Origin of the sequence: Streptomyces sp. NPDC051913 (genome assembly GCF_044593635.1) — a bacterium.
In the GTDB taxonomy this organism is placed as follows: domain Bacteria; phylum Actinomycetota; class Actinomycetes; order Streptomycetales; family Streptomycetaceae; genus Streptomyces.
In genome coordinates, this window is the sequence record NZ_JBIUCI010000029.1 from 20,796 (window position 1) to 47,589 (window position 26,794).

At 70.6% G+C, this 26,794-nt stretch carries 20 protein-coding genes and 1 pseudogene; 6 read left to right on the forward strand and 15 right to left on the reverse strand.

Features of this window, described 5'->3' with window-relative positions; all coding sequences use genetic code 11:
- Nucleotides 1–5: 5 nt before the first annotated feature.
- A complete protein-coding gene (locus ACIHIX_RS45110; RefSeq protein WP_399966492.1) occupies nucleotides 6–1,718 on the reverse strand; it encodes an urease subunit alpha in 1,713 nt (570 codons plus the stop codon).
- Complete coding sequence (gene ureA, locus ACIHIX_RS45115) at nucleotides 1,715–2,413, reverse strand: urease subunit gamma (RefSeq protein ID WP_399966493.1); 699 nt, start codon at nucleotides 2,411–2,413, stop codon at nucleotides 1,715–1,717. The genes ACIHIX_RS45110 and ureA overlap by 4 nt, the downstream gene beginning before the upstream one ends.
- 125 nt (nucleotides 2,414–2,538) lie before the next feature.
- On the opposite strand from ureA, the gene ACIHIX_RS45120 reads away from it, so the two are divergent.
- Nucleotides 2,539–3,978, forward strand: a complete 1,440-nt coding sequence (locus ACIHIX_RS45120; protein WP_399966494.1) for a cytosine permease — start codon at nucleotides 2,539–2,541, stop codon at nucleotides 3,976–3,978.
- Here ACIHIX_RS45120 and ACIHIX_RS45125 read toward each other — a convergent pair.
- Together ACIHIX_RS45125 and ACIHIX_RS45130 are read right to left on the reverse strand one after the other, a co-directional pair.
- A complete protein-coding gene (locus tag ACIHIX_RS45125; protein ID WP_399966495.1) occupies nucleotides 3,975–5,063 on the reverse strand; it encodes a branched-chain amino acid aminotransferase in 1,089 nt (362 codons plus the stop codon). The two genes, ACIHIX_RS45120 and ACIHIX_RS45125, sit on opposite strands and share 4 nt — an antisense overlap.
- A 256-nt stretch (nucleotides 5,064–5,319) precedes the next feature.
- Nucleotides 5,320–6,363 (reverse strand): 3-isopropylmalate dehydrogenase, encoded by a 1,044-nt coding sequence (locus ACIHIX_RS45130; RefSeq protein ID WP_399966496.1) that lies wholly within the window; start codon nucleotides 6,361–6,363, stop codon nucleotides 5,320–5,322.
- A gap of 142 nt (nucleotides 6,364–6,505) precedes the next feature.
- Here ACIHIX_RS45130 and ACIHIX_RS45135 point away from each other — a divergent pair, with 142 nt between their 5' ends.
- Complete coding sequence (locus ACIHIX_RS45135; protein WP_399966550.1) at nucleotides 6,506–8,065, forward strand: purple acid phosphatase family protein; 1,560 nt, start codon at nucleotides 6,506–6,508, stop codon at nucleotides 8,063–8,065.
- Between the two features lie 46 nt (nucleotides 8,066–8,111).
- Here ACIHIX_RS45135 and ACIHIX_RS45140 read toward each other — a convergent pair whose 3' ends face one another.
- Nucleotides 8,112–8,243 carry a hypothetical protein gene (locus tag ACIHIX_RS45140; RefSeq protein WP_020121043.1) on the reverse strand — a complete coding sequence of 44 codons (132 nt, stop codon included), beginning with the start codon at nucleotides 8,241–8,243 and terminating at the stop codon, nucleotides 8,112–8,114.
- 220 nt (nucleotides 8,244–8,463) lie between these two features.
- Complete coding sequence (locus tag ACIHIX_RS45145) at nucleotides 8,464–9,378, reverse strand: LysR family transcriptional regulator (RefSeq protein ID WP_399966497.1); 915 nt, start codon at nucleotides 9,376–9,378, stop codon at nucleotides 8,464–8,466.
- A 105-nt stretch (nucleotides 9,379–9,483) separates the two neighbouring features.
- Between ACIHIX_RS45145 and ACIHIX_RS45150 the strand changes: the two genes are divergently transcribed.
- Nucleotides 9,484–10,482, forward strand: coding sequence for an NADP-dependent oxidoreductase (locus tag ACIHIX_RS45150; RefSeq protein ID WP_399966498.1), 999 nt, complete (start codon nucleotides 9,484–9,486; stop codon nucleotides 10,480–10,482).
- Nucleotides 10,483–10,563: 81 nt separating this feature from the next.
- Nucleotides 10,564–11,466 carry an alpha/beta fold hydrolase gene (locus ACIHIX_RS45155; protein WP_399966499.1) on the forward strand — a complete coding sequence of 301 codons (903 nt, stop codon included), beginning with the start codon at nucleotides 10,564–10,566 and terminating at the stop codon, nucleotides 11,464–11,466.
- A gap of 7 nt (nucleotides 11,467–11,473) precedes the next feature.
- On the opposite strand, the gene pruA is transcribed toward ACIHIX_RS45155, so the two are convergent.
- Nucleotides 11,474–13,105, reverse strand: a complete 1,632-nt coding sequence (pruA, locus tag ACIHIX_RS45160; RefSeq protein ID WP_399966500.1) for an L-glutamate gamma-semialdehyde dehydrogenase — start codon at nucleotides 13,103–13,105, stop codon at nucleotides 11,474–11,476.
- Nucleotides 13,106–13,143: 38 nt separating this feature from the next.
- Complete coding sequence (locus ACIHIX_RS45165; RefSeq protein WP_399966501.1) at nucleotides 13,144–14,070, reverse strand: proline dehydrogenase family protein; 927 nt, start codon at nucleotides 14,068–14,070, stop codon at nucleotides 13,144–13,146.
- Nucleotides 14,071–14,216: 146 nt separating this feature from the next.
- On the opposite strand from ACIHIX_RS45165, the gene ACIHIX_RS45170 reads away from it, so the two are divergent.
- Nucleotides 14,217–15,386, forward strand: a complete 1,170-nt coding sequence (locus tag ACIHIX_RS45170) for a PucR family transcriptional regulator (protein WP_399966502.1) — start codon at nucleotides 14,217–14,219, stop codon at nucleotides 15,384–15,386.
- 30 nt (nucleotides 15,387–15,416) lie between these two features.
- Here ACIHIX_RS45170 and ACIHIX_RS45175 read toward each other — a convergent pair.
- Together ACIHIX_RS45175 and ACIHIX_RS45180 are read right to left on the reverse strand one after the other, a co-directional pair.
- Nucleotides 15,417–15,662, reverse strand: a pseudogene (locus tag ACIHIX_RS45175) (transcriptional regulator); the annotation flags it as partial.
- The gene (locus ACIHIX_RS45180) at nucleotides 15,640–16,233 is read right to left on the reverse strand and encodes a TetR/AcrR family transcriptional regulator (RefSeq protein WP_399966503.1); all 594 of its coding nucleotides are present in this window, start codon (nucleotides 16,231–16,233) and stop codon (nucleotides 15,640–15,642) included. The gene ACIHIX_RS45180 and the pseudogene ACIHIX_RS45175, both read right to left, overlap by 23 nt.
- A 96-nt stretch (nucleotides 16,234–16,329) precedes the next feature.
- On the opposite strand from ACIHIX_RS45180, the gene ACIHIX_RS45185 reads away from it, so the two are divergent.
- Nucleotides 16,330–17,844, forward strand: a complete 1,515-nt coding sequence (locus ACIHIX_RS45185) for an MFS transporter (RefSeq protein ID WP_399966504.1) — start codon at nucleotides 16,330–16,332, stop codon at nucleotides 17,842–17,844.
- A gap of 62 nt (nucleotides 17,845–17,906) precedes the next feature.
- Here the strand turns inward: ACIHIX_RS45185 and serA are convergent, their stop codons facing one another.
- From serA to ACIHIX_RS45210, 5 genes are all read right to left on the reverse strand, one after another.
- Entirely contained in the window at nucleotides 17,907–19,496 is a 1,590-nt protein-coding gene (gene serA / locus ACIHIX_RS45190) for a phosphoglycerate dehydrogenase (RefSeq protein ID WP_399966505.1), read from the reverse strand.
- A 231-nt stretch (nucleotides 19,497–19,727) separates the two neighbouring features.
- On the reverse strand, nucleotides 19,728–20,726 hold the full coding sequence (ilvC, locus tag ACIHIX_RS45195; RefSeq protein ID WP_399966506.1) for a ketol-acid reductoisomerase: 999 nt from the start codon (nucleotides 20,724–20,726) through the stop codon (nucleotides 19,728–19,730).
- A 115-nt stretch (nucleotides 20,727–20,841) separates the two neighbouring features.
- Nucleotides 20,842–21,366, reverse strand: coding sequence for an acetolactate synthase small subunit (gene ilvN / locus ACIHIX_RS45200; protein WP_399966507.1), 525 nt, complete (start codon nucleotides 21,364–21,366; stop codon nucleotides 20,842–20,844).
- A gap of 20 nt (nucleotides 21,367–21,386) precedes the next feature.
- The gene (locus ACIHIX_RS45205; protein WP_399966508.1) at nucleotides 21,387–23,234 is read right to left on the reverse strand and encodes an acetolactate synthase large subunit; all 1,848 of its coding nucleotides are present in this window, start codon (nucleotides 23,232–23,234) and stop codon (nucleotides 21,387–21,389) included.
- Nucleotides 23,235–23,462: 228 nt separating this feature from the next.
- The gene (locus ACIHIX_RS45210; protein WP_399966509.1) at nucleotides 23,463–26,468 is read right to left on the reverse strand and encodes a putative bifunctional diguanylate cyclase/phosphodiesterase; all 3,006 of its coding nucleotides are present in this window, start codon (nucleotides 26,466–26,468) and stop codon (nucleotides 23,463–23,465) included.
- Between the last annotated feature and the right edge of the window lie 326 nt (nucleotides 26,469–26,794).

Consider the following 26,794-nt stretch of genomic DNA (forward strand, 5'->3'; position numbering starts at 1 on the left):
GAGTCCTAGAGGAAGTAGAGGCGGTTGAGGGAGACGGACTCGGCGGGTTCCGAGCGCAGTGGCTCACCGTCGAGGGTCACCAGTCCCGTGCGCTGGTCCACGTCGACCGCTCCGGTACGGGAGTTGAGGCGCAGGTCGGCCGGTCCGATGCCGCGGGTGCCGCGGACGGCGACCCTGCGCCGCCGGGTCGGCATCGAGTCGTTGCCCTGGTCGACGGCGGCCTGTGCGACGAAGGCGACGGAGAGGTCGGCGGGGGTGGCGCCGTAGGACCCGAACTGCGGTCCCAGGACGAGGGGTTCGCAGGTGTCCGTCGCCGCGTTGGGGTCGCCGACCACGCCGTAGGCCGGGAACCCCGACTTCAGCACCAGCTGCGGCTTGGCCCCGAAGTACTCCGGGCGCCACAGCACGATGTCGGCCAGCTTGCCGACCTCGATGGACCCGACCTCGTGCGCGAGCCCGTGGGCGATGGCCGGGTTGATGGTCAGTTTGGCCATGTAGCGCAGGACGCGCTCGTTGTCGTGGTCGTCGTTCCCGGCGCCGAGCTCGGCCTTCATCTTGCCGGCCATCGCGAAGGTGCGGCGGACGGTCTCACCGGCCCGCCCCATGCCCTGCGCGTCGGAGGAGGTGATGCCGATCGCGCCCAGGTCGTGCAGCACGTCCTCGGCGCCCATGGTCCCGGCGCGGATGCGGTCGCGGGCCATGGCGGCGTCGCCGGGCAGGTCGGTCTTCAGGTCGTGGACGGAGACGATCATGCCGTAGTGCTCGGCGACCGCGTCCCGCCCGAAGGGCAGGGTGGGGTTGGTGGAGGAGCCGATGACGTTCGGCACGCCCGCCATCTTCAGCACGTTGGGGACGTGCCCGCCGCCGCAGCCCTCGATGTGGAAGGCGTGGATGGTCCGGCCCTCCAGCACCCTCAGGGTGTCCTCGACCGACAGGCACTCGTTCAACCCGTCGCTGTGCAGGGCGACTTGGACGTCGTACTCTTCGGCGACGCGCAGTGCCGTGTCCAACGCCCGCGTATGGGCGCCCATGTCCTCGTGCACCTTGAAGCCGCTCGCCCCGCCCTCGGCCAGCGCCTCGACCAGAGGCGCGTCATGGGACGACGAACCCCGGCCCAGGAAGCCGATGTTGACGGGCCAGGCGTCGAAGGCGTTGAACGCGTGCCGCAGCGCCCAGGGCGAGTTGACCCCGACACCCCACACCGGCCCGAACTCCTGGCCGATGACCGTGGTCACCCCGGAGGCCAGCGATGCCTCCATGATCCGCGGCGACAGCAGGTGCACATGGGTGTCGACGGCCCCGGCGGTGGCGATGAGCCCCTCGCCGGACACGATGGACGTGCCGGTGCCGACCACGACGTCCACGCCGTCTAGGGTGTCGGGGTTCCCGGCCCGTCCGACCGCGCAGATCCGTCCCTCGCGGATGCCGATGGACACCTTGCGGATGCCCAGCACCGCGTCGATCACGACCACGTTGCTGATCACCACGTCGCAGGTCTCGCGGACGGCCGCGGCCTTGAGGTGCAGTCCGTCCCGGGCGGTCTTGCCGAAGCCGGCGAGGAACTCGTCGCCGTACCGCTGGGAGTCGGCCTCGACGCGGATCGTCAGCCCGGAGTCACCGAGACGGACCCGGTCGCCGGCGCGGGGGCCGTGGGTGGCGGCGTACTCGTACGGGGTGAGGCGCCGGGCCTCGGCGGGGTGCCCTCCGGGGCGGCTCATGCCACAACCTCCTCGGTACTCGCCCCCAGATATCCGCAGGCGGCAGCCCTCCGCAGCGCCTCTACCCGCGCCCCCGGAGCGTCCAGCGCCCCGTCCACGAGCCCGGCGAAGCCGATCGCGACCCGCGCGCCGCCGATCGGCACGAGCCCGACCTCCAGCGTCTCCCCCGGCCCGAACCGCACCGACGACCCGGCGGGGACGGCGAGCCTCATGCCGTACCCGGCCCCCCGGTCGAAGTCGAGGCGCGGGTTGGCCTCGAAGAAGTGGAAGTGCGAGGTGACGGAGACGGGGACGGTCGCGGTGTTGGTGACCGTCAGCCGTACGACCGCCTCCGGCTCGGCGTGCACGGGACCCGGCAGCAGCGCGCCCGGCGCCCGGTCGGCGAGCCCGCCGCCCCCGATCGGGTCGGAGACGACCGCGAGCCGCGAGCCGTCGTCGAAGACGGCCTCGACATGCACCTCGGTGACGACGTCCGCGACGCCGGGCAGTACGTCGTCCGGCCCGAGGACCGACCGCGCGCGCTCAATGGCCTCGGCGAGCCGCGCGCCGTCCCGGGCGGCCTCGCACACGGTGTCCGCGACGAGCGCGGTGGCCTCCGGCACGTTCAGCCGCAGGCCCCGGGCCCTGCGCGCCCGGGCCAGCTCGGCGGCGCCGAAGAGCAGCAGGCGGTCGCGTTCGGTGGGGGTGAGCCGCATGTCGTTCCCTTCGCTTTAGAGCAACACTCTAAACGGGGAAAGTCCACAAACCAAGGCTTGACGCCAGAGCAGGGCACGCCTCACATTGAACGTCACTCAAACCGAGGGACCGAGGGAGACGCAGCATGCCGATGGAACAGCGCGGGGTCGACACCATCCCCGACGAGGAACGCACCAGCGGGCCCCGTGACCTCGTCTCGATCCTGCTCGGCTCGAACCTGTGCCTGGGCGTGATCGTCTTCGGCTGGCTGCCGCCGTCCTTCGGCCTCGACTGGTGGGGCTCGGTGAGCTCGATCGTGGCCGGCACGGTCGTCGGCACCCTGCTGACGGCCCCGCTCGCGCTGATCTCCCTGCGCACGGCCACCAACCTCTCCACCTCCTCCGGCGCCCAGTTCGGCGTCCGCGGCCGACTGGTCGGCTCGGTGGTGGGCCTGCTCCTCGCCCTCGGCTACACCGCGCTGACCGTCTGGATCGGCGGCGACGTGATGGTGGGCGTACTGGGCCGGCTGGTCGGGCTGCCGGCGAGCGGCTGGTCGTACGGCGTGATCTACGGGCTGCTCGCGGCGGCGACCGTGGCGGGCGCGGTGTACGGCTACCGGGTCCTGCTCACCATGTCGCGGGTGCTGGCGATCGGCATGACGGCCCTGCTCGCCCTCGGCGTCGTGGCCTACGCCCCCGACTTCACGACGGACGCCCTGCCCGAGGCGGGCGGCTATCTGCTGGGCGGCTTCTGGCCCACCTGGCTGCTGGCGGCGGTGGCCGTGGGCCTGTCCGGACCGATCGCCTTCATCACCCTCCTCGGCGACTACACCCGCTACATCTCCCCGGCCCGCCACTCCGACCGCCGGGTCCTGCACGCCACCTGGCTCGGGCTGCTGCTGGGCCTGCTGGTGCCGCAGCTGTTCGGCACGTTCACGGCGTACGGGGCCCGCGCGGCCCTGGACTACGCGGGGCCGCTGGTCTCCGCGTCCCCCGGCTGGTACCTGGTCCCGCTGCTGCTGGCCGCCTCCGCGGGCTCGGTGGGCAACGCGGGTCTGATGCTGTACTCGATGGGCCTCGACCTGGACGCCATCCTGCCGCGCGCCTCCCGGGCCACCGCGACCTACACCGTCGCCGTCGTCGCCACGGCCTGCGTCTTCGTCGGCCACTACGCCTCGTCCGCGCAGGACGCGATGACGTCCTTCGTCCTCCTGCTGACGGCGATCGGCACCCCGTGGGCGGTCATCACCCTCGTCGGCTTCGTACGCGACCGCGGTGTGTACGACGCGGACGCCCTCCAGGTCTTCAACCGCCGTGCGCGGGGCGGGATCTACTGGTTCCGGAGCGGCTGGAACATCCCGGCCACGGCGTCCTGGGCGCTGGGCGCGGCCGTCGGCCTGCTGGCCGTGTCGCTGCCGTCGTACGAGGGTCCGCTGCTGTCCCTGACGGGCGGGGTGGACTGCAGCTTCCTGCTGTCGGGGGTGGTGGGCGGGGTCGCGTACCTGCTGCTGTCACCCGCGCGGAACAGCACCAGGGCCGCCACGGAGGAGACCTCCGGGACGGCCCTGGCCAACACCGATGTCTAGCCCAGCTTGTGCATCCAGCCGTGCTGGTCAGCGGCCGTGCCGCGCTGGATGTCGAGCAGCGCCTGGCGGAGCTTGACCGTCACCTCGCCGGGCTCCCCGGTGCCCTGCTGCCACTCGGCGCCGGTGCGCTTGACCGTGCCGACCGGGGTGATGACCGCGGCGGTGCCGCAGGCGAAGACCTCGGTCAGGGTGCCGTTCGCGGAGTCGGTCTGCCACTGGTCGACGGAGATCCGGCCCTCCTCGGCCTCGTAGCCGAGGTCACGGGCGACGGCGAGGAGGGAGTCGCGGGTGACGCCCTCCAGGATGGAGCCGGTCAGGGTCGGCGTGACGATCTTGTTGCCGTACACGAAGTACAGGTTCATGCCGCCGAGTTCCTCGACCCACTTGCGCTCGACCGCGTCGAGGTAGCAGACCTGGGCGCAGCCCTGCTCGGCGGCCTCGGCCTGGGCGAGCAGGGAGGCGGCGTAGTTGCCGCCGGTCTTGGCGTCGCCCATGCCGCCGGGGACGGCGCGGACGTGGTCCTCGGAGACCCAGATCGACACCGGCTTGACGCCGCCCGGGAAGTACGCGCCGGCGGGGGACGCGATGACCAGGAAGAGGTACTCGTTGGCCGGCTTCACGCCCAGGCCGACCTCGGTCGCGATCATGAACGGGCGGAGGTAGAGGGACTCCTCGCCGCCGTGCGCCGGGACCCACGCCTCGTCCTGCTTCACCAGCGCGTCGCACGCCTCGATGAACGTCTCGACCGGCAGCTCCGGCATGCCGAGGCGGCGGGCGGAGGCCTGGAAGCGCTGGGCGTTCTTCTCCGGGCGGAAGGTCGCCACCGTGCCGTCGGGCTGGCGATAGGCCTTCAGGCCCTCGAAGATCTCCTGCGCGTAGTGCAGGACCATCGTCGCCGGGTCGAGGGAGAGCGGCGCGTACGGCACGAGCTGGCCGTCGTGCCAGCCGCGGCCCTCGGTCCACTTGATGACGACCATGTGGTCGGTGAAGTGGCGGCCGAACCCGGGGTTGGCCAGGATCGCGGCGCGTTCCGCGTCGGAAAGTGGCGAGGCCGAGGGCTTGAGCTCGATCGTGGGCGTCGTCATGAGTGGTTGTCCTTCACCGGTTGTGTAGTGACACGGGCCGCGCTCACGCCCTTTTACTGTCAGTGACCAGTGCTAGGACGTCCGAGCATTCCCTCATTCCGCGGCTCCGCGTTCGATTATCGCGCGCGGGGGTCCGTGGACGAAAACGGCGTGAATGCGACCCAGGGGTTGATGGTGTCACCCGGCGGGGGGCATACGGAAGCCGCCGGGTGCGTCTGCGACCCGGCGGCTTCGAGGTGGTGCTGGTAGCCGCGGGTCAGCCGGCTGCTCGTACGGCCAGCGCGTCGCCGATCTCCGAGGTGGAGCGGGCGGGCTTGCCGGCGCGCTCGCCGAGGTCGGCCGAGACGGCGTCCTCGATGCGGGCGGCCTCGGTCTCGTAGCCGAGGTGGCGCAGGAGCAGCGCGACGGACAGGACCGTGGCGGTGGGGTCGGCCTTGCCCTGGCCGGCGATGTCGGGCGCGGAGCCGTGGACCGGCTCGAACATCGAGGGGAACTCGCGGGAGGGGTTGATGTTGCCGCTCGCCGCGACGCCGATGCCGCCGGAGACGGCCGCGGCGAGGTCGGTGATGATGTCGCCGAAGAGGTTGTCGGTGACGATCACGTCGAACCGGGCCGGGTCGGTGACCAGGTAGATGGTGGCCGCGTCGACGTGGATGTAGTCGGTGGTGACCTCGGGGAACTCCTCGGCCACCTGGTTGAAGATGTTCGTCCACAGGTGGCCCGCGAAGGACAGCACGTTGTTCTTGTGGACCAGCGTGAGCTTCTTGCGCGGACGGGCCTGGGCACGGGCGAAGGCGTCCCGCACGACACGCTCGACACCGAAGGCCGTGTTCACCGAGACCTCGGTGGCGACCTCGTGCGGGGTGCCCTTGCGGATGGTGCCGCCGTTGCCGGTGTACGGGCCCTCGGTGCCCTCACGGACCACGACGAAGTCGATCGCCGGCTCGCCCTTGAGGGGCGTCTCGACGCCCGGCAGGAGCTTCGAGGGGCGCAGGTTGACGTGGTGGTCGAAGAGGAAGCGGAGCTTCAGCAGGAAGCCGCGCTCCAGGACACCGGAGGGGACCGACGGGTCGCCGATGGCGCCGAGGAGGATCGCGTCGTGCTGCTTGAGGGCGTCCGCGTCGGCGTCGGTGAGGGTCTCACCGGTGGCGTGGTAGCGCCGGGCGCCGAAGTCGTACTCCTTCGTCTCCAGCTTCACATCCTGCGGGAGGACGGCGGAGAGGACCTTCAGACCTTCGGCCACGACCTCCTGGCCGATGCCGTCACCGGGAATCACTGCGAGATTGATGCTGCGAGACATGTCGGCACCCTACTCCTCGTCCCATGTGATGACACGGCATGTCCGCGATGCGGACACCGCGGCGCAGCTGGGCGTCAGCCCTTCGACCGGCGTTCACCCGTATGTGGGGCGACTGTTGGCCCGCGCTGGGAACTTCTCCGTCATGGACCTTCCCGACGTAGGCATCCCGCCGCAGCTCGCACGCCGGATGAGCATGGCCGAACAGTACGAGTACCTGCGTACGAAGCTGACCCGCCGCCGCACGCTGGTGACGGCGGGCGCGGTGGCCGGCGGCCTGCTGACCGGGTGCGCGACCGACGGAAACGGTTCATCACCCCGTACGACCGCCCCGGCCTCCGCGACCAGCGCGGTGCCGGGCTCCGCCGTCGCCCCCTTCGGCCGCCACCTCGCCTTCGGCGCCGACCCGAGGACGCAGATGCGGATCTCCTGGCAGGTACCGGCCGCCGTCCGCAAGCCGTACGTCCGGATCGGCGCCCGCCCCGACGACCTGGGCCGGCGGATCGAGGCCGAGATCCGCGACCTCCACACGCCCGGCGTCACCGGCGTACGCCCCGCCCTCGACCAGTACTACGTGCACGCGGCCCTGGACGACCTGCTTCCCGGCACGACGTACTACTACGGCGTCGGCCACGAAGGCCTCGACCCGGCCACCCCCGAGCACCGCTCGACGATCGCGTCCTTCCGCACCGCGCCCACCCGCCCGGAGAGGTTCGTGTTCACGGCCTTCGGCGACCAGGGCGTGAGCAAGGCCGCGGCTGCCAACGACGACGTCCTGCTGAAGCAGGACCCGGCCTTCCATCTGCACGCGGGCGACATCTGCTACGCCGACGTCAACGGCCGCGGCGAGAAGGCGGACGGCTACGACCCGGCGTACTGGGATCTGTTCCTGAAGCAGAACGAGCAGGTCGCGCGGTCGGTGCCCTGGATGGTGACGACCGGGAACCACGACATGGAGGCCTGGTACTCCCCCGACGGCTACGGCGGCCAGCTCGCCCGCTGGTCCCTCCCGGGCAGCGGCTTCGACGCCCGCACGGCACCGGGCGTGTACTCCTTCGTGTACGGCAACGTCGGCTTCGTGGCCCTGGACGCCAACGACGTGTCGTACGAGATCCCCGCCAACCTCGGGTACACGGGCGGCAAGCAGACGGCGTGGCTGGACGGGAAGCTCGGGGAGCTGCGCAAGACGGTGGACTTCGTCGTCGTCTTCTTCCACCACTGCGCCTACTCGACCTCCTCGCACGCCTCGGACGGCGGGGTGCGCACGGAGTGGCTGCCGCTCTTCGCGAAGCACCAGGTGGACCTGGTGATCAACGGGCACAACCACGTCTACGAGCGGACCGACGCGATCAAGGGCGGCGAGGTGGGCCGGCGGGTGCCGATCGGTGCCTCGACCGACCCGACACGGGACGGGATCGTGTACGTCACCGCGGGCGGGGGCGGCAAGGATCTGTACGGCTTCCCGGCAGGCGCGAAGGAGAGTTACGAGGGTCAGGTGCGCGACGTCGACTCCGTGGACACCTTCCGGTGGACGAGGTCACGGGCCACGAAGGCGGAGACGGTGGAATGGTCGCGGGTGCGCTACCGCGGCTTCTCCCTCCTCACGGTGGAGGCGGAGAGCGGCAGCAGGCCGCGGCTCAGGGTCTCGGCGCTCGCGCAGAACGGCGACCGGATCGACCATTTCGAGGTGCGGCGCGGAGCGTGAGCCCGCGCCGCACCCCGTCGGGTGCGGCTCCCGGTAACAGGGTGTCTCAGTGGCCGGTCGAGCCGCCGTTGTCACGGCGGTCGAGGGCGCGCTGGAGGGCGGCCGCGGCGTTCTTGCGGTCGGACTCGCTCGTGCGAGAGGTGTGACGGACTCGACGGCGGGCGGTCGTCTCGGCCATGAGAAATCGACTCCTTCGAATTCATGGAAGGCAACGGGGGTTGCGAGACGCCGGAAGGGGCGGGGAGCGGGGGCCGCAGGGGTTGCCTGCACGGGGCCCGGCTCACGACCGCCATTCGCTTGATCGAGCGAGACGTTCGGCTTCTACAAAGCTAAGGGAGGCGGCCGTGTCTGTCTCCACAATTACTCGGACTTCCTACTATCTGAGACGGTGGATTGGGTCACACCGCCCTGAGCTGGGATTTTGCCGAAGCGGCGGCAGGATTGGCATGTGCCCGCAGCTCGCGGACGAGGGCACGGACCGCGGTTGTGGCGGCGAGTTCGGGGGTGGTGACGTATCCGACCTGGCGGGTGGGCCGGCCGGGACCGAGATCGGTGATCTGCGTCGAGAGCGGTGCTCCGGTGAGGGAGAGCGCGGGCATGATCGCCATACCGAGACCACTGCTCACCATCGAGAGCACCGCTCCGTCGTCCTCGGCGCGGACGGTCGCGGTGGGGATCCAGTCCTGGGCGGCCCACCAGGTGCGGGTGTAGGAGGAGCAGTTCTCCCGCCAGTCGACCAGGGGCAGTGAGCGCGGGTCGGGGTGACCGGCCGGGTGCACCAGGGAGTACGGCTCCTCCAGGAGTACGTCCCCCACGAGCTCCGGCGGGACCGGCGTGCTGGTGCCGAAGGTGGCGATGCCGAGGTCGGCCCGCCCCTCCGCCACCGCCCCGGCGGTCCCCGGCCCGACCTCCCGGACGACGGTGACGGTCGGCTCCAGCGCCGGATGCCGGGCGGTGAGGCGCTCCAGCACGGGTGGGAGCAGATACAGGGCGGCGCTGCGGAAGGCGGCGATGCGCAGGGGTCCGGCGACCTCGTCCGGCGAGGCGCGTCGGGTCTCGGCCACCAGCGCCTCCAGCATCCGCAGCACGCGCCGCCCGTGGGAGACGGCCCGCGCCCCCGCCGGGGTCGGCCGGGCCCCGAACCGCCCCCGCTCGAAGAGCACGACGCCCAGCTTGCGTTCGATGCCGCGCACGGCGTGGGAGACGGCGGACTGGGTGGTGCCGAGCCGGACGGCGGCGGCCGAGAAGCCGCCCTCCTCGGCGACGGCGACGAGGGTGCGCAGCTCCTGCGGCGCGAGATCGACGGTGCTCACTTCCGGGCTCCCCACCTGCGGTCATGAGGGCGGCTCATGGATCCGCCCGTTGCATGAGCCCAACCCTCTGCCCGGCGGGGGCATTCCTCTCTACGTTCCTCGCTCATGACCGACACCGCGCTCACCGTCCAGCAGATCGCCCGTCCGACGGGTTTCCCGACCCCGGAGCACTTCCGCTTCGCGGAGTCACCGGTGCCCGAGCCCGCCGCCGGCACGGCACTGGTGGAGAACCTCTACTGGTCCGTCGACCCCTACCACCGGGAAATGATGGACGGCGACTTCGCGTTGGACGCCCCACTGGAGGGCCGCACGCTGGGCCGCGTGATCGCGTCCCGCGCGCCAGAGCTGCCGGAGGGCGCGATCGTCTTCCACCGGCGGGGCTGGCGCACGCACGCCGTGGTCGGCCCGGAGGAAGCCAGACGCGTCCCCGAGTATCAAGGCGTCCCGCTGTCGGCGCACTTGAGCGTGCTCGGCGGTACGGGCCTGACGGCGTACGTGGGGCTGACCAGGATCGCCGGGCTGCGCGAGGGCGACGACCTCTTCGTCTCCGCGGCGGCCGGCGGCGTCGGCACGGCGACGGGCCGCTTCGCCCGCCTCCTGGGCGCGGGCCGCCTGATCGGCAGCGCGGGCTCGCCCGCCAAGGTCCGGCATCTGACGGAACAGGTCGGCTACGACACGGCGTTCGACTACCACGAGGGTCCGGTGCCGGACCTGTTGGCGAAGGCGGCACCGGACGGCATCGACCTCGTCGTGGACAACGTGGGCGGAGATCAACTGGCCGCGGCGATCGGCGCGCTCCGGGAGCACGGCCGGGTGGTCCGGATCGGCACGGTCGGCCAGTACAACATCCCGGGCACCGCCCCGGCCCACTTCAACCACGCGGACGTGGTCGAGAAGAGCCTGCGCATCGAGGGTTTCCTGGTGAGCAACTACCGGGAGGTGCAACGGGAGTTGGAGGAGTTCGCCGTCCCGCACCTCCAGCGGGGCACGCTCGCCCTCGACGAGACGGTGGTGGACGGCTTCGAGCGGATCGTGGAGGCGTTCCTGCTGATGCTGCGGGGCGGAAACACGGGCAAGATCCTGGTGCGGACGACGGCCCTCTAACCACTCAAAGACACTTGACTGGTGCGGTGACGCATGATGGAGTGACCTAACCGTTAAAAATCCATTAAGGGGTTAGCAGTAATGGCCACCGCTCACCGCACCACCACCGTCCGCGGCCTGGAGATCCACTACCGCGAGGCCGGCCCCGCCGACGCCCCGGTCGTCCTCCTGCTGCACGGCTTCCCCACCAGCTCGCACATGTTCCGCGAGCTGATCCCCCGCCTCGCCGACCGGTACCGCCTCATCGCCCCCGACCACATCGGCTTCGGCCGCTCGGCAGCCCCCGCCGCCACCGACTTCCGCTACTCCTTCGCCGAACTCGCCGCCATCACCGGCGAGTTCACCGAGCAGCTCGGCATCGACCGGTACGCCCTCTACATCCAGGACTACGGCGCCCCGATCGGCCTGCGCCTCGCCCTCGCCCACCCCGAGCGCGTCACGGCGATCGTCACGCAGAACGGCAACGCCTACGAGGAGGGGCTGGGAAAGGATGCCTGGGCGCCGGTCCTCGCGCTCATCGCGGAGCGGACACCGCAGACGGAGGCGCCGGTACGGGAGATCAGCTCACCGGACGGCATCAAGTGGCAGTACCTGCACGGCGTACCGGAGGAGTACCGGGAGCTCGTGGCGCCGGAGGCCTACGAGCACGACGCGGCCCTGATGGCCCGCCCCGGCCAGTCGCAGATCCAGCTCGACCTGATCTCCGACTACGGCTCCAACTTCGCCCTGTACCCGGCCTTCCACGCGTACTTCCGCGACAGCCAGGTCCCGCTCCTCGCCGCCTGGGGCGCCCACGACGAGATCTTCGTCCCGGCCGGAGCACTCGCCTTCCAGCGCGACCTGCCGAAGTCCGAGATCCACCTCCTGCCCACGGGCCACTTCGCCCTGGAGACCCACGCGGCACAGATCGCGGACCTCGTGCGGGACTTCCTGGCCCGGCACACGAAGGGGCCGGACGGCAGCCCGGCCCCTCAGCTCGTGTGACGTGGTGTCAGCCCATGTGCGGGTACGTGTAGTCGGTCGGCGGGACCAGGGTCTCCTTGATGGCGCGGGTCAGCGTCCAGCGCATCAGGTTCTGCGGGGCGCCGGCCTTGTCGTTGGTGCCGGAGGCGCGGCCGCCGCCGAAGGGCTGCTGGCCGACGACGGCACCGGTCGACTTGTCGTTGATGTAGAAGTTGCCGGCCGCGTAGCGGAGCTTCTCCATCGTGTACGCCGTCGCCGCGCGGTCGGCGGAGATCACCGAGCCGGTCAGGGCGTAGTCGGACGCCGACTCCATCTGGGTCAGCATCTCGTCGTAGTGGTCGTCCTCGTAGACGTGCACCGCGAGGAACGGGCCGAAGTACTCGGTCGTGAAGACCTCGTTCTCCGGGTCGCTGCACTCGACGACCGTCGGGCGGACGAAGTAGCCGACCGAGTCGTCGTACGAACCGCCCGCGACGATCGTGCAGGTGGGGTCGGCCTTGGCGCGGTCGATGGCGGCCTTGTTCTTGGCGAACGCGCGCTCGTCGATGACCGCGCCGACGAAGTTCGCAAGGTCGGTGACGTCACCCATGGTCAGGTAGTCGACCTCGGCCGCGAACTCCTCCTTGAAGCCGGAGTTCCAGATCGACGCCGGGATGTAGGCGCGGGAGGTGGCGCTGCACTTCTGGCCCTGGTACTCGAAGGCGCCCCGGGTGAGGGCCGTCTTGAGGATCGCCCTGTCGGCGCTCGGGTGGGCGACGACGAAGTCCTTGCCGCCGGTCTCGCCGACCAGGCGCGGGTAGGAGCGGTACTTCTCGATGTTGGCGCCGACCGTCTTCCACAGGTACTGGAAGGTCTTGGTGGAGCCGGTGAAGTGGATGCCGGCGAGGTCGCGGTGCTCAAGGGCGACCTTGGAGACCTCGATGCCGTCGCCGGTGACGAGGTTGATGACGCCCTTGGGCAGCCCGGCCTCCTCCAGGAGCTGCATCAGCAGCACGGCCGCGTGGGTCTGCGTCGGGGACGGCTTCCAGACGACGACGTTGCCCATGAGCGCGGGCGCGGTCGGCAGGTTGCCCGCGATCGCCGTGAAGTTGAACGGCGTGATGGCGTAGACGAAGCCTTCGAGCGGGCGGTGGTCGAGACGGTTCCAGACGCCCGGGGAGTTGGCCGGGGGCTGCTCGGCGAGCAGGTCGCGGGCGTACTTGACGTTGAAGCGCCAGAAGTCGACCAGCTCACAGGGGGTGTCGATCTCGGCCTGCTGGGCGGTCTTGGACTGCCCGAGCATGGTGGATGCCGCGAGGGTCTCGCGCCACGGACCGGCCAGCAGCTCGGCGGCGCGCAGGATGATCGCGGCACGGTCGTCGAAGGACATCGCGCGCCAGGCGGGCGCGGCGGCGAGGGCCGCGTCGATCGCGTCCTGGGCGTCCTGCTGGGTGGCGTTGGCGTACGTGCCGAGGCGGGACTTGTGGTTGTGCGGCTGAACGACGTCGAAACGGTCGCCGCCACCCATCCTCTTCTCGCCGCCGATGGTCATCGGCAGGTCGATCGGGTTCTCGGCCAGCTCCTTGAGCTTGGCCTCCAGACGGGCACGCTCGGGCGAGCCGGGGGCGTAGCCGTGCACCGGCTCGTTGACGGGGGTGGGGACCTGGGTCACAGCGTCCATGAGATCCGTAACTCCTTGTACGTGAGCGGGTGTTCGGGTCAGCCCTTGGTGAGGGTCGAGCGGACGAAGAAGAGGAGGTTCGCCGGCTTCTCCGCCAGACGGCGCATGAAGTAGCCGTACCAGTCGGTGCCGTAGGCGGTGTAGACGCGCATACGGTGCCCTTCGGCGGCGAGCCGCAGATGCTCGTCGCTGCGGATGCCGTACAGCATCTGGAACTCGTACTCGTCGAGCTTGCGCCCGGCCTTGCGGGCGAGTTCCTGGGCGATGGAGATCAGGCGCGGGTCGTGGGAACCGATCATCGGGTACCCCTCGCCCTCCATCAGCGTCTTCAGGACGCGGACGTACGCCTTGTCGATCTCGTGCTTCTGCTGGTACGCGACCTCGGCGGGCTCCTTGTAGGCGCCCTTCACGAGCCGGACGCGGCTGCCTGCCTCGGCGAGGCGGCGGGCGTCGGCCTCGGTGCGGAAGAGGTAGGCCTGGATGACACAGCCGGTCTGCGGGAAGTCCTTCCGCAGTTCCTCGTGGATGGCGAACATCGAGTCCAGGGTGGTGTGGTCCTCGGCGTCGAGGGTCACGGTCGTGCCGATGGCGGCGGCGGCCTCGACGACGGGGCGGACGTTGGCGAGGGCCAGTTCGTGCCCGCCGTCCAGTGCCTGCCCGAACATCGACAGCTTGACGGACATCTCGACGCGCTCGCCGAGGCCGAGGTCGCGCAGCCGGTCGATCAGCGCGAGGTAGGCGTCGCGGGCGGCAAAGGCCTGCTCGGGGGTGGTGATGTCCTCGCCGACGACGTCCATCGTCAGCTCCAGGCCCCGGTCGGTGAGGCTCTCGATGATCGGTACGACGTCGTCGACGGTCTCACCGGGGATGAAGCGGTCGACGACCTGCTTGGTCACCGGGGCCGCCGAGATCAGGCGTCGCATCCGGTCGCTTCGCGACGCGGCAAGAATCACGGGACCCAGCACGGGGCACCTCCACAAACCAGCAGATAGAACCACCGTGAAACCTAAGGATCCCTCCGATCGTCTGCCATCGACAGCTGTCACGCATCCGTGCCGCGGATCTCAGACAGATGTATGAAAGGTCTGCGATCGTGCGGGAGAATGCCTGAGTGACAGCCGACTACAAAGGTGACTTCCAGGAACTGGTCGACGAGATCTCGGAGCTTCTCGGCGTCCCGGCGACCCTGGAGAACCGCGACTTCGAGCTGATCGCCTTCGGTGCGTACGACAGCGAGGGCGACCTCGATCCGTCGGCCCTGGACCCCGTCCGTACCCGCTCGATCCTGACCCGCCGCTCGACGACGGCGGTCCGCACCTGGTTCGAGGGCTTCGGCATCACCCGCGCGACCGGCCCGGTCCGCATCCCGCCGACCCCGGAGGCGGGCGTGTACCGCGGGCGGATCTGTCTCCCCGTACGCCACCGGGGTGTCGTCCTCGGCTATGTCTGGCTGCTGGAGTCCGACCCCGGCCCCACCGAAGGCCAGTTGGCCGCCGCCATGGACGTGACCGTCCGGATCGGGGCGCTGCTCGCGGACGAGGCGCAGCACGGGGCGGACCTCAGCCGGGAGCTGCGGGCGGTGCTGACCGCCGAGCGCGGCTGGCAGGGGGACATGGCGGTGGCGGCGCTGCGTACGGCCCTCGGTCCGCGCGGCGACGGCCCGCACGCGGTGGTGTGCGTCGCCCCGTGGCCGTCCGCCGACCCGGACGACGCTCCCTCGGCCCGTACGGTCCCGCACGCGACGGCGCTGTGCACGGTTCCGTGGGGCACGGCCGCCCAGAGCCTCGCGATCCTGGTCAGACTGCGGTCGCCGGAGGTGGCGACACCCGCGCTGACGGCGGCACAGCGCCTGCTCGGCGACACCGGCGCCCCGCGGGCCGCCGGCATCGGCGCACCCCGCACCAGTCTGACCGACCTGCCGACGGCCTGGCACGAGGCCTCGGCCGCGGCCCGCGCGGCCCTGGCGGAACCGGCGCTGGGCCCGATCGCGCACTGGTCCGGCATCGGCCCGTACCGGCTGCTGACGTCCCTCCCGCCGGACTCGGCCCACGACCCCGCCGTACGCCCCCTGCTCTCCCCCGCCCATCGCGACCTCGCCCGCACCGCCGAGACCTACCTCGACTGCGCGGGCCAGGCCGGCCGCACGGCTGCGGCCCTCGGCATCCACCGGCAGACCCTCTACTACCGCCTCTCCCGGGTCGAGCAGCTGACCGGCCTCGACCTGGACGACGGGGAGGACCGGCTGCTGCTGCACATGGCGCTGAAGGGGACGCGACTGTAGCCGGCGACCAGCGACAGCCGCTCCGCCACCGCGGGGTTCGAAGCCGTGGCGCTCCAGCAGGCCGAGCACACCGTCGCCGGCGCCCTCCTCGGCCGGCCAGGTGCCCAGCTCGTGGGCCTTGCGGCGCAGGACGGTCCGGGTCGGCTCACCGGTGATCTGCCGGGCGGAGCGCTTGTAGAGCTTGGCGGGGCGGCCCGCGCCGGGGCCGGAGCGTCCGGTGCGTCGCTCGTGGACGAGGTCGAGCGGTGACTCCTCAGCCGGCCGGTCCAGGCGGAAGGGTGGCGGCCTCGATCAGCTGACGCAGCCCCGCCGTGAGCTGCTCCGCCTCCGGGGCGCTCTTGGGATCGAAGGTCCACTGCGCCATGAGGCCCATCATCAACGTGGTGTAGAAGGCGCCGAGGGTGTCGACGGTCGCCTCCTCGACATCCTCCTCGCGCCCACCCATGAAGAGCGGGACGATACCGCGCGCCCCCTCCCGCTGCGCCTTCGCCAAGTGCTCGGCCAGTTCGGGCAGTTGGTCCCGCATCGCCACGATCTCCACGCTGAGCCGCCAGAGCGAACCGGGCCCGCGCATCGTCTCGATGATGTTGGACCACACCTCCTGGAAACGCTCCAGCGAACCGGGCTCCGCACCGATCCCGGCGACCCCGTCGAAGGCTTCGGCCATCCCCTCGACCAACGCCACGTACGCCTGCGCGAGCAGCGCGTCCTTCGAGCCGTAGTGATAGCCGATCGAGGCGAGGTTGGTCCCCGACTCCTTGACGATGTCACGCGCCGTCGTGCGCGCGAAGCCCTTGGCCAGCAGGCAGCGCTTGGCGCCTTCCAGCAGATCCTCACGGTGTCCCATGCCGCCACCCTACCCCGGGTCCATACAAGCGTCCTAGACCAACGTCTTATACATACGTTCTAGACAAGCGTTTAAGACGCGCGTACATTCCTCGGCATGACCTCGAACTCGACCCGTGCCGGGCGCCGTGAATGGACCGCCCTCGGCGTGCTGATGCTTCCGCTGCTGCTGGTCTCGATGGACGTCTCCGTCCTCTACTTCGCGATCCCCTCGATCAGCGCCGACCTGGAGCCGTCCGGCACCCAGCAGCTGTGGATCTTCGACATCTACGCCTTCGTGCTCGCCGGCCTGCTGATGACCATGGGCTCGCTGGGCGACCGCATCGGCCACCGCCGTCTCCTGCTGATCGGCGCCACCGCCTTCGGCGCCGCCTCCCTGCTCGCGGCGTACGCCGACAGCGCCGAGACCCTGATCGCGGCCCGCGCGGTCCTCGGCATCGGCGGCGCGACCCTGATGCCGTCGACGATGGCCCTGCTGCGCACGATGTTCACCGACCCCGGCCAGCGCGCGAAGGCGATCGGCCTGTGGTCCGGCGTGATGACGGCCGGGATCGCGCTCGGCTCGGTGATGAGCGGGGTGCTGGTCGAGTACTTCTGGTGGGGCTCGGTCTTCCTGGTCAACCTGCCCGCGATGGCGCTGCTGCTGGTCCTCGGCCCGGTGCTGCTGCCGGAGTCCCGCAACCCGGCGTCCGGCCGCTTCGACTGGCTGAGCGTGCCCCTGTCCATGGCGGCCGTGCTCCCCGTCATCTACGGCCTGAAGGAGATCCCCTCCGAGGGCTGGAACGTCCGCTACGTCGTCTCGATCACCGTCGGCCTGCTCTTCGCGGCCCTGTTCGTCCACCGCCAGCGCACCGCGGCCTCACCGATGATCGACCCGGCCCTGTTCCGCGGCCGCGGCTTCGCCCCCGCTGTCGGCCTGAACCTCGTCTCGGCGTTCGGGATCATGGGGTCGGCGTACTTCACCACGCAGTACCTTCAGTCGGTGCTCGACAAGAGCGCGCTGGAGGCTGCCCTGTGGGCGCTGCTGCCGTCGGTGCCGATCGGGGCGGCCGCGCCGGTCGCGACGAGCCTCGTACAGAAGGGCGTCGACCGCTCCCGGGTCGTCACCGCGGGCTTCGTGATCGCCGCTGCCGGGTTCGTCGTCCTGGCCTTCGCCGGCACGGACTCACTGTGGGTGGTGCTGACCGCGTGCGCGGTCCTCGCCGTCGGCGGTGTCGTCGTGATGTCCCAGATCATGGACCTGGCCATGGGTGCCGCCCCGGCCGAGCGGGCGGGCACCGCGTCCTCGCTGATGGAGACCGGCTCGGAGTTCGGCGGCGCGCTGGGCATGGCGCTGCTCGGCTCCATCGGTACGGCGGTCTACCGCCACGAGATGCCGGCCTCGGCCCCGGACGCGGCCCGCGAGACGCTGGGCGGAGCGCTGGCCGTGGCCGACCGGGTGCCCGGTCTCGCGACGGTGGCCCGGGAGGCGTTCACCAGCGGGATGCAGGGTGCGGCGATCGGCGGGGCCGTGTTCCTGGCGGGGGCCGCGGTGCTGGCCGCGGTGACGCTGCGGGGCGTGGAGGTGCGGGAGCCGGTGACGGAACCGGAACCGGAGGCGGCGTCCGCCTGACGGAGAAAGGCGGGGCGCGCCGAGGATCGACCTCGGCGCGCCCCGCCTTTTCGCGTGGTACGTCAGACCAGGTTCACGGCACGCGCCGACGTCGCGCCGATCTCCGCCTCGACCTCGGCCAGCACCCCGGCGGGCACCGTGTCGTCGACGGTCAGGACGGCCAGCGCCTCGCCGCCGACCGCCGCGCGGGCGACCTGCATGCCGGCGATGTTGATGCCCGCCTCGCCGAAGATCCGGCCCACGGTGCCGACGACACCGGGACGGTCCTCGTAGCGCAGGACGACCATGTGGTCGGCGAGGGCCAGGTCCACGTCGTACTCACCCACGGCCACGATCTTCTGGAGGTGCTTCGGGCCGGCCAGCGTGCCGGAGACCGACACCTCCTCGCCGCTGCCGAGCGTGCCGCGCACGGTGACCACGTTGCGGTGGTCCGACGACTCCGAGCTGGTCGTCAGGCGCACCTCGACGCCGCGCTCCTGCGCGAACAGCGGGGCGTTGACGTAGGAGACCGTCTCGTCGACGACGTCCTCGAAGACACCCTTGAGGGCGGACAGCTCCAGCACCTTCACGTCGTGCTGGGTGATCTCGCCGTACACCTCGACGTCGAGGCGGACCGCGACCTCACCGGCGAGCGCGGTGAAGATGCGGCCGAGGCGCTCGGCGAGCGGCAGACCCGGCTTGACGTCCTCGGCGATGACACCGCCCTGGACGTTGACCGCGTCCGGGACCAGCTCACCGGCGAGCGCGAGCCGCACCGAACGGGCGACCGCGATCCCGGCCTTCTCCTGGGCCTCGTCGGTGGAGGCGCCGAGGTGCGGGGTGCAGACGACCTGGTCGAGCTCGAAGAGCGGGGAGTCCGTGCAGGGCTCCTTCGCGTACACGTCGAGACCGGCGCCGGCGACCCGGCCCTCCTTGAGGGCGGAGAACAGCGCGGCCTCGTCGACGATGCCACCGCGCGCGGCGTTGACGATGCGCACGCTCGGCTTGACCTTGTGCAGGGCCTCGTCGCCGATCAGACCGACCGTCTCGGGGGTCTTGGGCAGGTGGACGGTGATGAAGTCGGAGACCTCGAGGAGCTCGTCCAGGGACAGCACCTTGACGCCCATCTGCGCGGCGCGCGCGGGCTGGATGTAGGGGTCGTAGGCGACGACCTTCATCCCGAAGGCGGACATGCGCTGCGCGACGAGCGCACCGATGCGCCCGAGGCCCACGACGCCGAGGGTCTTCTCGGCGAGCTCGACGCCCGTGTACTTGCTGCGCTTCCACTCGCCGTTCTTCAGCGCCGAGTTGGCCTGCGGGATGTGCCGCGCGGTGGCCAGGAGCAGGCCACAGGCCAGCTCGGCGGCGGTCACGATGTTGGAGGTCGGGGCGTTGACGACCATCACGCCGGCCTTGGTGGCGGCGGAGACGTCCACGTTGTCCAGGCCGACGCCGGCTCGTGCGACGACCTTCAGCTTGTTCGCGGCGGCGATCGCCTCGGCGTCCACCTTGGTGGCGGAGCGGATCAGGATCGCGTCGACGTCGGCGATGGCGGGCAGCAGCTCGGCGCGGTCCGCGCCGTTGCACTGCCGGATCTCGAAGTCGGGGCCAAGCGCGTCGACGGTCGCGGGCGACAGCTCTTCAGCGATGAGTACGACAGGTTTCGAGCTCACGTGAGTCCTCACAAGTCCAATGCGGACGGCCGTCCCGACGGCCGCAGGCGGTGGAGGTTACTGGCCGCGTGGAAGACGCACGACGCTGTGGGCCTGACGCGTATGTAGTGCAGCAGTGTAGTGGCGTGGCCACCGGGCATTTACGCCACTGCGGAAGGATCACCCGTCCGTGGCCGGACAGGTTGGACAACGGGGCCGGAGCATGCCGCTCCGGCCCCGTCGCTGGAGGACTTACGCCTCCTCGTCGACCCAGCTCATCAGCTTGCGCAGCTGCTTGCCGGTGGTCTCCAGGAGGTGCTCGGAGTCCTGCTGCTTGTACTCGTTGTACTTCTTCAGACCGCCGTGGTACTCGGCCATCCACTCACGCGCGAAGGTGCCGTCCTGGATCTCGGCCAGGACCTTCTTCATCTCGGCCTTGGTGGCGTCGGTGATGATGCGCGGGCCGGTGACGTAGTCGCCCCACTCGGCGGTCTCGGAGACGGACCAGCGCATCTTCTCCAGGCCGCCCTCGTACATGAGGTCGACGATGAGCTTCAGCTCGTGCAGGCACTCGAAGTACGCGATCTCCGGCTGGTAGCCGGCCTCGGTCAGCGTCTCGAAGCCGGCCTTGACCAGCGCGGCCGTACCACCGCAGAGAACGGCCTGCTCGCCGAAGAGGTCGGTCTCGGTCTCCTCGGTGAAGGTCGTCTTGATGACGCCCGCGCGGGTGCCACCGATGCCCTTGGCGTACGACAGGGCCAGCGCGAAGGCGTTGCCCGTGGCGTCCTGCTCGACGGCCGCGATGCACGGAACGCCGCGACCCTCCTCGTACTGACGGCGCACGAGGTGACCCGGGCCCTTGGGGGCGACCATGCAGACGTCCACGCCGGCCGGGGGCTTGATGAAGTCGAAGCGGATGTTCAGGCCGTGGCCGAAGAACAGCGCGTCGCCCTCGTTGAGGTTGTCCTTGATGGACTCCTCGTAGACCTGGGCCTGGATCGGGTCCGGGACCAGGATCATGATGACGTCGGCCTCGGCGGCGGCCTCCGCCGGCGTCACCACGCGCAGGCCCTGCTCCTCGGCCTTGGCCTTGGACTTGGAGCCCTCGTGCAGACCGACACGGACGTCGACGCCCGAGTCACGGAGCGACAGCGCGTGGGCGTGGCCCTGGCTGCCGTAACCGATGACCGCGACCTTGCGGCCCTGGATGATGGACAGGTCGGCGTCGGCGTCGTAGAACAGCTCGGCCACTTTGGGTTCTCTCCTTGAGTGCAGGTGTTGCGTCCCACCGTATGACGGCGGGCTGAAGTGAAGTCTCGGGGTCTCGCCATACGGGCGACGGCCCGCGCCGCCGCCCGTGCCTGCCTTACGCGCTTCGGTCGAGCGCGCGCAGCGAACGGTCGGTGATCGAGCGCGCGCCGCGGCCGATCGCGATCGTGCCGGACTGGACGAGCTCCTTGATGCCGAAGGGCTCCAGCATCTTGAGCATGGCCTCCAGCTTGTCGCTGGAGCCGGTGGCCTCGACGGTGACGGCCTCCGGGGAGACGTCGACGGTCTTGGCGCGGAACAGCTGGACGATCTCGACGATCTGCGAGCGCGTCTCGTTGTCGGCGCGCACCTTCACCAGAACGAGTTCACGCTGAACCGCGCTCGCCGGCTCCAGTTCGACGATCTTGAGCACCTCGACCAGCTTGTTGAGCTGCTTGGTGACCTGCTCCAGGGGCAGCGCGTCGACGCTCACCACGATCGTGATGCGGGAGATGTCGGCGTGCTCGGTGACCCCGACGGCGAGCGAGTCGATGTTGAAGCCGCGGCGGGAGAACAGGGCCGCGATGCGGGCCAGGATGCCGGGCTTGTTCTCCACCAGGACGGAGAGCGTGTGCTTGGACATGATCTTTACGTCTCTCTCGCTCAGTCGTCTTCGTTGTCGCCGAAGTCGGGGCGGACGTCCCGGGCGGCCATGATCTCGTCGTTGGAGGTGCCGGCGGCGACCATCGGCCACACCATGGCGTCCTCGTGGACGATGAAGTCGATGACGACCGGGCGGTCGTTGATCGAGTTCGCCTCTTCGATGACCTTGTCGAGGTCGGCCGGGTCCTCGCAGCGGATCGCGTAGCAGCCCATGGCCTCCGACAGCTTCACGAAGTCGGGGACGCGGGTGCCACGGGCGTCCGGGTTGACGTCGTCGGGCCCGGAGTGCAGCACGGTGTTGGAGTACCGCTGGTTGTAGAAGAGGGTCTGCCACTGGCGGACCATCCCGAGGGCGCCGTTGTTGATGACGGCGACCTTGATCGGGATGTTGTTCAGGGCGCAGGTGGTGAGCTCCTGGTTGGTCATCTGGAAGCAGCCGTCGCCGTCGATCGCCCAGACCGCCCGGTCCGGCCGGCCGGCCTTGGCGCCCATCGCGGCGGGGACCGCGTAGCCCATGGTTCCGGCGCCGCCGGAGTTCAGCCAGGTCGCGGGCTTCTCGTACTCGATGTAGTGCGCCGCCCACATCTGGTGCTGGCCGACGCCCGCGGCGAAGATCGTGCCCTCCGGGGCGAGCTGGCCGATGCGCTGGATGACCTGCTGCGGCGACAGCGAGCCGTTCTCCGGCTGGTCGTAACCGAGCGGGTAGGTCTCGCGCCAGCGGTTGAGGTCCTTCCACCAGGCCGTGTAATCGGCCTGGTGGCCCTCGCTGTGCTCCTTCTGCACGGCCTGGACCAGGTCGGCGATGACCTCGCGGGCGTCACCGACGATCGGCACGTCCGCGGTGCGGTTCTTGCCGATCTCCGCGGGGTCGATGTCGGCGTGGACGATCTTGGCGTACGGGGCGAAGCTGTCCAGCTTGCCGGTGACGCGGTCGTCGAAGCGGGCTCCGAGGGCGACGATCAGGTCGGCCTTCTGCAGCGCGGTGACGGCGGTGACCGCACCGTGCATGCCCGGCATTCCCACGTGCAGCGGGTGGCTGTCGGGGAATGCGCCGAGCGCCATCAGGGTGGTGGTGACGGGCGCTCCGGTGAGTTCTGCGAGGACCTTCAGCTCGGCGGTGGCCTGGGCCTTGATGACGCCGCCGCCGACGTAGAGGACGGGCCGCTTGGCGGCCGTGATGAGCTTCGCGGCCTCGCGGATCTGCTTGGCGTGCGGCTTGGTCACCGGGCGGTAGCCGGGCAGGTCCATGACCGGCGGCCAGGAGAACGTGGTCTGCGCCTGGAGGATGTCCTTGGGGATGTCCACCAGCACCGGGCCGGGGCGGCCGGTGGAGGCGATGTGGAACGCCTGCGCGATGGTCCGCGGGATGTCCTCGGCCTTGGTGACCAGGAAGCTGTGCTTGGTGATCGGCATCGTGATGCCGACGATGTCCGCCTCCTGGAAGGCGTCCGTGCCGATCGCCTTGGAGACCACCTGGCCGGTGATCGCCACGAGCGGCACCGAGTCCATGTTGGCGTCCGCGATCGGGGTGACGAGGTTGGTCGCACCGGGTCCCGAGGTCGCCATGCAGACGCCGACCTTGCCGGTGGCCTGCGCGTAGCCCGTGGCCGCGTGACCGGCGCCCTGCTCGTGGCGGACCAGGACGTGACGCACCCGGGTGGAGTCCATCATCGGGTCGTACGCCGGCAGGATCGTGCCTCCGGGGATACCGAATACCGTGTCGACGCCGACCTCTTCAAGCGAACGGATGAGCGACTTCGCGCCCGTGACGCTCTCGGGAGGGGACTGCTGTCCTCCGGATCGGGGCCGCGGCTGCGGATGGTGGGCCCCGGTGGCCTGCTCGGTCATCGTCATTCTCTTCTCGATGCTGAGGGTTTTTGCGATGTTCGTGCGGTTTGAACGGTTTTACGCTCGGTACCTGTGCAACAAAAAACCCCTCGTGCCGTAAGGCAAGCGAGGGGAGCGCGCCGGGAGTGGTCGCTGAGCGGTCGAGGCTCAGCTTCAGCCGACGCGCTTTCCAAGTACGAGAATTCGGGTGCGCATGGCAATGACCCTCCCCCCGGCGCACACCACGTGTCAAGTGGGTGGGACGGGAGTCTCATTATGTGAGCGAAGGGCACTTCCGCCTCCGAGGACAGCGGTTCCGCCCCCGAGTACGGCGGGGACACCACTTGTGTACACCCCCGCGCCACCCCCGGCGAACGCGGGTTCGGCCGGTCCGTGCGGCACCGGAAAGTGGCCGGAAGTGAGCGCCCGGCGCAGCCGGTACTCGTCCAACGGACCGGAGAACGCCATCCCCTGGCCGTGTGTGCAGCCCATCGCCCGCAGCGCCACGACCTGCTCCGGCAGGTCCACTCCGTCGGCCACGGACTGCAGCCCGAGATCCCCGGCGATCCTGAGCAGCCCGCTGGTGATCTTGTGCAGCCGCGCGGACTCCACCACCCCGTCGACCAGACTGCGGTCGAGCTTGAGCACGTCCACGGGGAGTCTGCGCAGGGCCGTGATCGCCGCGTACCCGCTGCCGAAGCCGTCGAGCGCGATCCGGACACCGAGCCGCCGCAGGGCGGCCAGCCGGCGCTCCAGCTCGTCCAGGGAGACCCGGGGGTCGGTCTCGGACAGCTCGATCAGCAGGGACCCGGACGGCAGTCCGTGCCGGGTCAGCAGCGCCTCGATCGAGCCGGGCGGCAGCGACCGGTCGAGGAGCCGACGGGCACTCATCCGGACCGTCACCGGCACGGACACCCCGGTCCCGGTGCGCTCGGCGGCCTGACCCACGGCCTCCTCAAGGATCCAGCGGCCGAGTTCCTGCGTCTTGTCGCTGTCCTCGGCCACCCGCAGGAACTCGGCGGGCGTGAACAGGACACCCTGCGAGGAACGCCAGCGCGCCTGGGCGGCGACCGAGGTGATCCGGCCGTCCTCCAGACAGACCACGGGCTGGTGCAGCAGCGCGAACTCGCCGTCGTGCAGCGCGGCACGCAGCCGGGTGGCCAGTTCCGCCTTGCGTACGACGTCCTGTTGCATCTGCGGCGCGTACAGCTCGACGCGGCCCTTTCCGGCCGACTTGGCGCGGTACATCGCCAGGTCGGCGTTGCGCAGGATCTCGCCCGCGCCGAGGCCCGGCTCGGAGAAGGCGACGCCGATGGAGGCGGCGACCCGGACATCGTTGCCGTCGATGAGGTAGGGCTGCGAGAGCGTGATCCTGAGCCGGTCGGCGAGCTCCAGGATGTGGCGCTCCCTGGCGGAGCGGTCCCGGGTGCCGTCGCCGACGATCAGGGCCGCGAACTCGTCGCCGCCCAGCCGGGAGGCGGTGTCGCCGTACCGGACCGCGTCCTGGAGTCTGCGGGCGGCCTGGACGAGCAGCTCGTCCCCGGCCTGGTGGCCGATCGTGTCGTTGACGGCCTTGAAGCCGTCGAGATCGATGAAGAGGACGGCGGTGCCGCGGTCGGAGGAACGGCGGCCGGACAGGGCCTGCTGGACGCGCTTGGTGAACAGGGCGCGGTTGGGCAGGTCGGTGAGCGGGTCGTGCTCGGCGTTGTGCTGGAGCTGCGCCTGAAGGCGCACCCGCTCGGTCACGTCCCGGCTGTTGAAGATGAGGCCGCCGTGGTGCCGGTTGACGGTGGACTCGACGTTGAGCCAGCCGCCGTCGCCGGACTTGAAGCGGCACTCGATGCGGGTGGTGGGTTCCTCGGGCGGGCTGGCGGCGAGGAAGCGGCGCACCTCGTGCACCACGCAGCCCAGGTCCTCCGGGTGGATGAGATGGGCCAGTTCCGTACCGACGAGCTCCTCGGCGGTGCGTCCGTAGACCCCGGCGGCGGCCGGGGAGACGTAGCGGAGGATGCCGTTGGGCGCGGCGATCATGATGACGTCGCTGGAACCCTGCACCAGGGAGCGGAAGTGGCTCTCCTTCTGGGCCAGTTCCTGGGTGAGGGTGATGTTGTCGAGCAGCATGATGCCCTGGCGCACCACGAGGGCGAGCACGACGGTGCCGCAGGTGAGCAGCACCACGCGGTCGACGCTGCGGCCGTTGAGCACGTTGTAGAGGATGCCCAGCGTGCACACGGCGGCGGCGAGGTAGGGCGTGAGGGCGGCCAGGGAGCCGGCGATCGGCCGGGCGGCCGGATACCGGCTGTGATCACCTCCCGGCGGCTGTGCGGGCGGGTGGTGGTGGATGCCGCCGCGCCGCCTCGGCAGGTGCTCGTGCACCACGCGCGTGTGCGGCTCGTCGTCCGGCTGCCCGTGCCGCGGCGCGACCCAGGGGGCGTAGGCGAGGAGCAGCGAGCCGGCGAACCAGCCCGCGTCCAGCAGCTGGCCCGAGCGGTAGTCGTTGTGCAGCAGCGGTGAGGTGAACAGGGCGTCGCACATCACGGTGAGGGCGAGCGCGCCGATCGCGGTGTTGACCGCGGAGCGGTTGACCGCCGAGCGCCGGAAGTGCAGCGCGAGCACCATGCTGACCAGGGCGATGTCGAGCAGCGGATACGCCAGCGAGAGCGCGGTGTGCGCGACGCTGGGGCCCTCGGACTTGGCCGCCTGGGCGAGCGCGAGGCTCCACGACAGTGTGAGCAGCGAGCCGCCGATCAGCCAGGCGTCGAGCGCGAGACAGACCCAACCGGCCTTCGTCACCGGCCGTTTGGCGAGGACCAGCAGGCCCACGATGGCGGGCGGCGCGAAGCACAGGAAGAAGGCGTCGGCGTAACTGGGGCTCGGCACCGGCCGCTCCAGAACGACCTCGTACCACCCCCAGACCAGGTTGCCGAGGGAGGCCATGGCCGAGGAGAGCGCGAACAGCAGCCAGGCCGGTCGAAAGCGGATGCGGCGTCGACGGGCGTAGAGGAAGCAGGACACGGCGGCGATGCCCGCCGCGGCGCTCAGCCCGAAGTCGCCCATGATCAGGGCGAGTTCGTCCGAACCCCAGCCGAGCGCGGAACCGACGGCGTATCCCGCGCAGATCAGGGCCAGAACGAGTTGGTGGACCAGGTTCGCCCCGTTGCCGGAGGACGGCGGGCGGGACAGCAGCAACCCTGGCGAAGGCCGGTCCCGCAGCGCTCCGTTGAGGGTGGTCGTGGGGGGCGGCGGCGAGCTCACCGGACCCTCCAGGTCCGCTGTGCCCCGGGGTCCAGCGGCTCCCGGGTCGCTGGGTGCGCATGCCTCTTGCGGCCGCTGTGCCTGCGGTGGTGATGGCTGTGACGGCAGTTGTGGCTGCCGTGGTGACCGCGTCTGCGCGCGGCCGTGTGCCAGGGTCGCCGCCGGCTGCCCCGCCGCGTCGGATCGTTCGTCCATAGGCCGTGCATCGCCCGTCGCCCCCCTCACAGTCTGAAATGTGCGTCCCCGGCGCCGATCGGTGCGCGGCGCAGCCCCTGTCGGGACGATACACCAGTCTCGTCACTCAGGGACATAGTTCCTCTACGCTC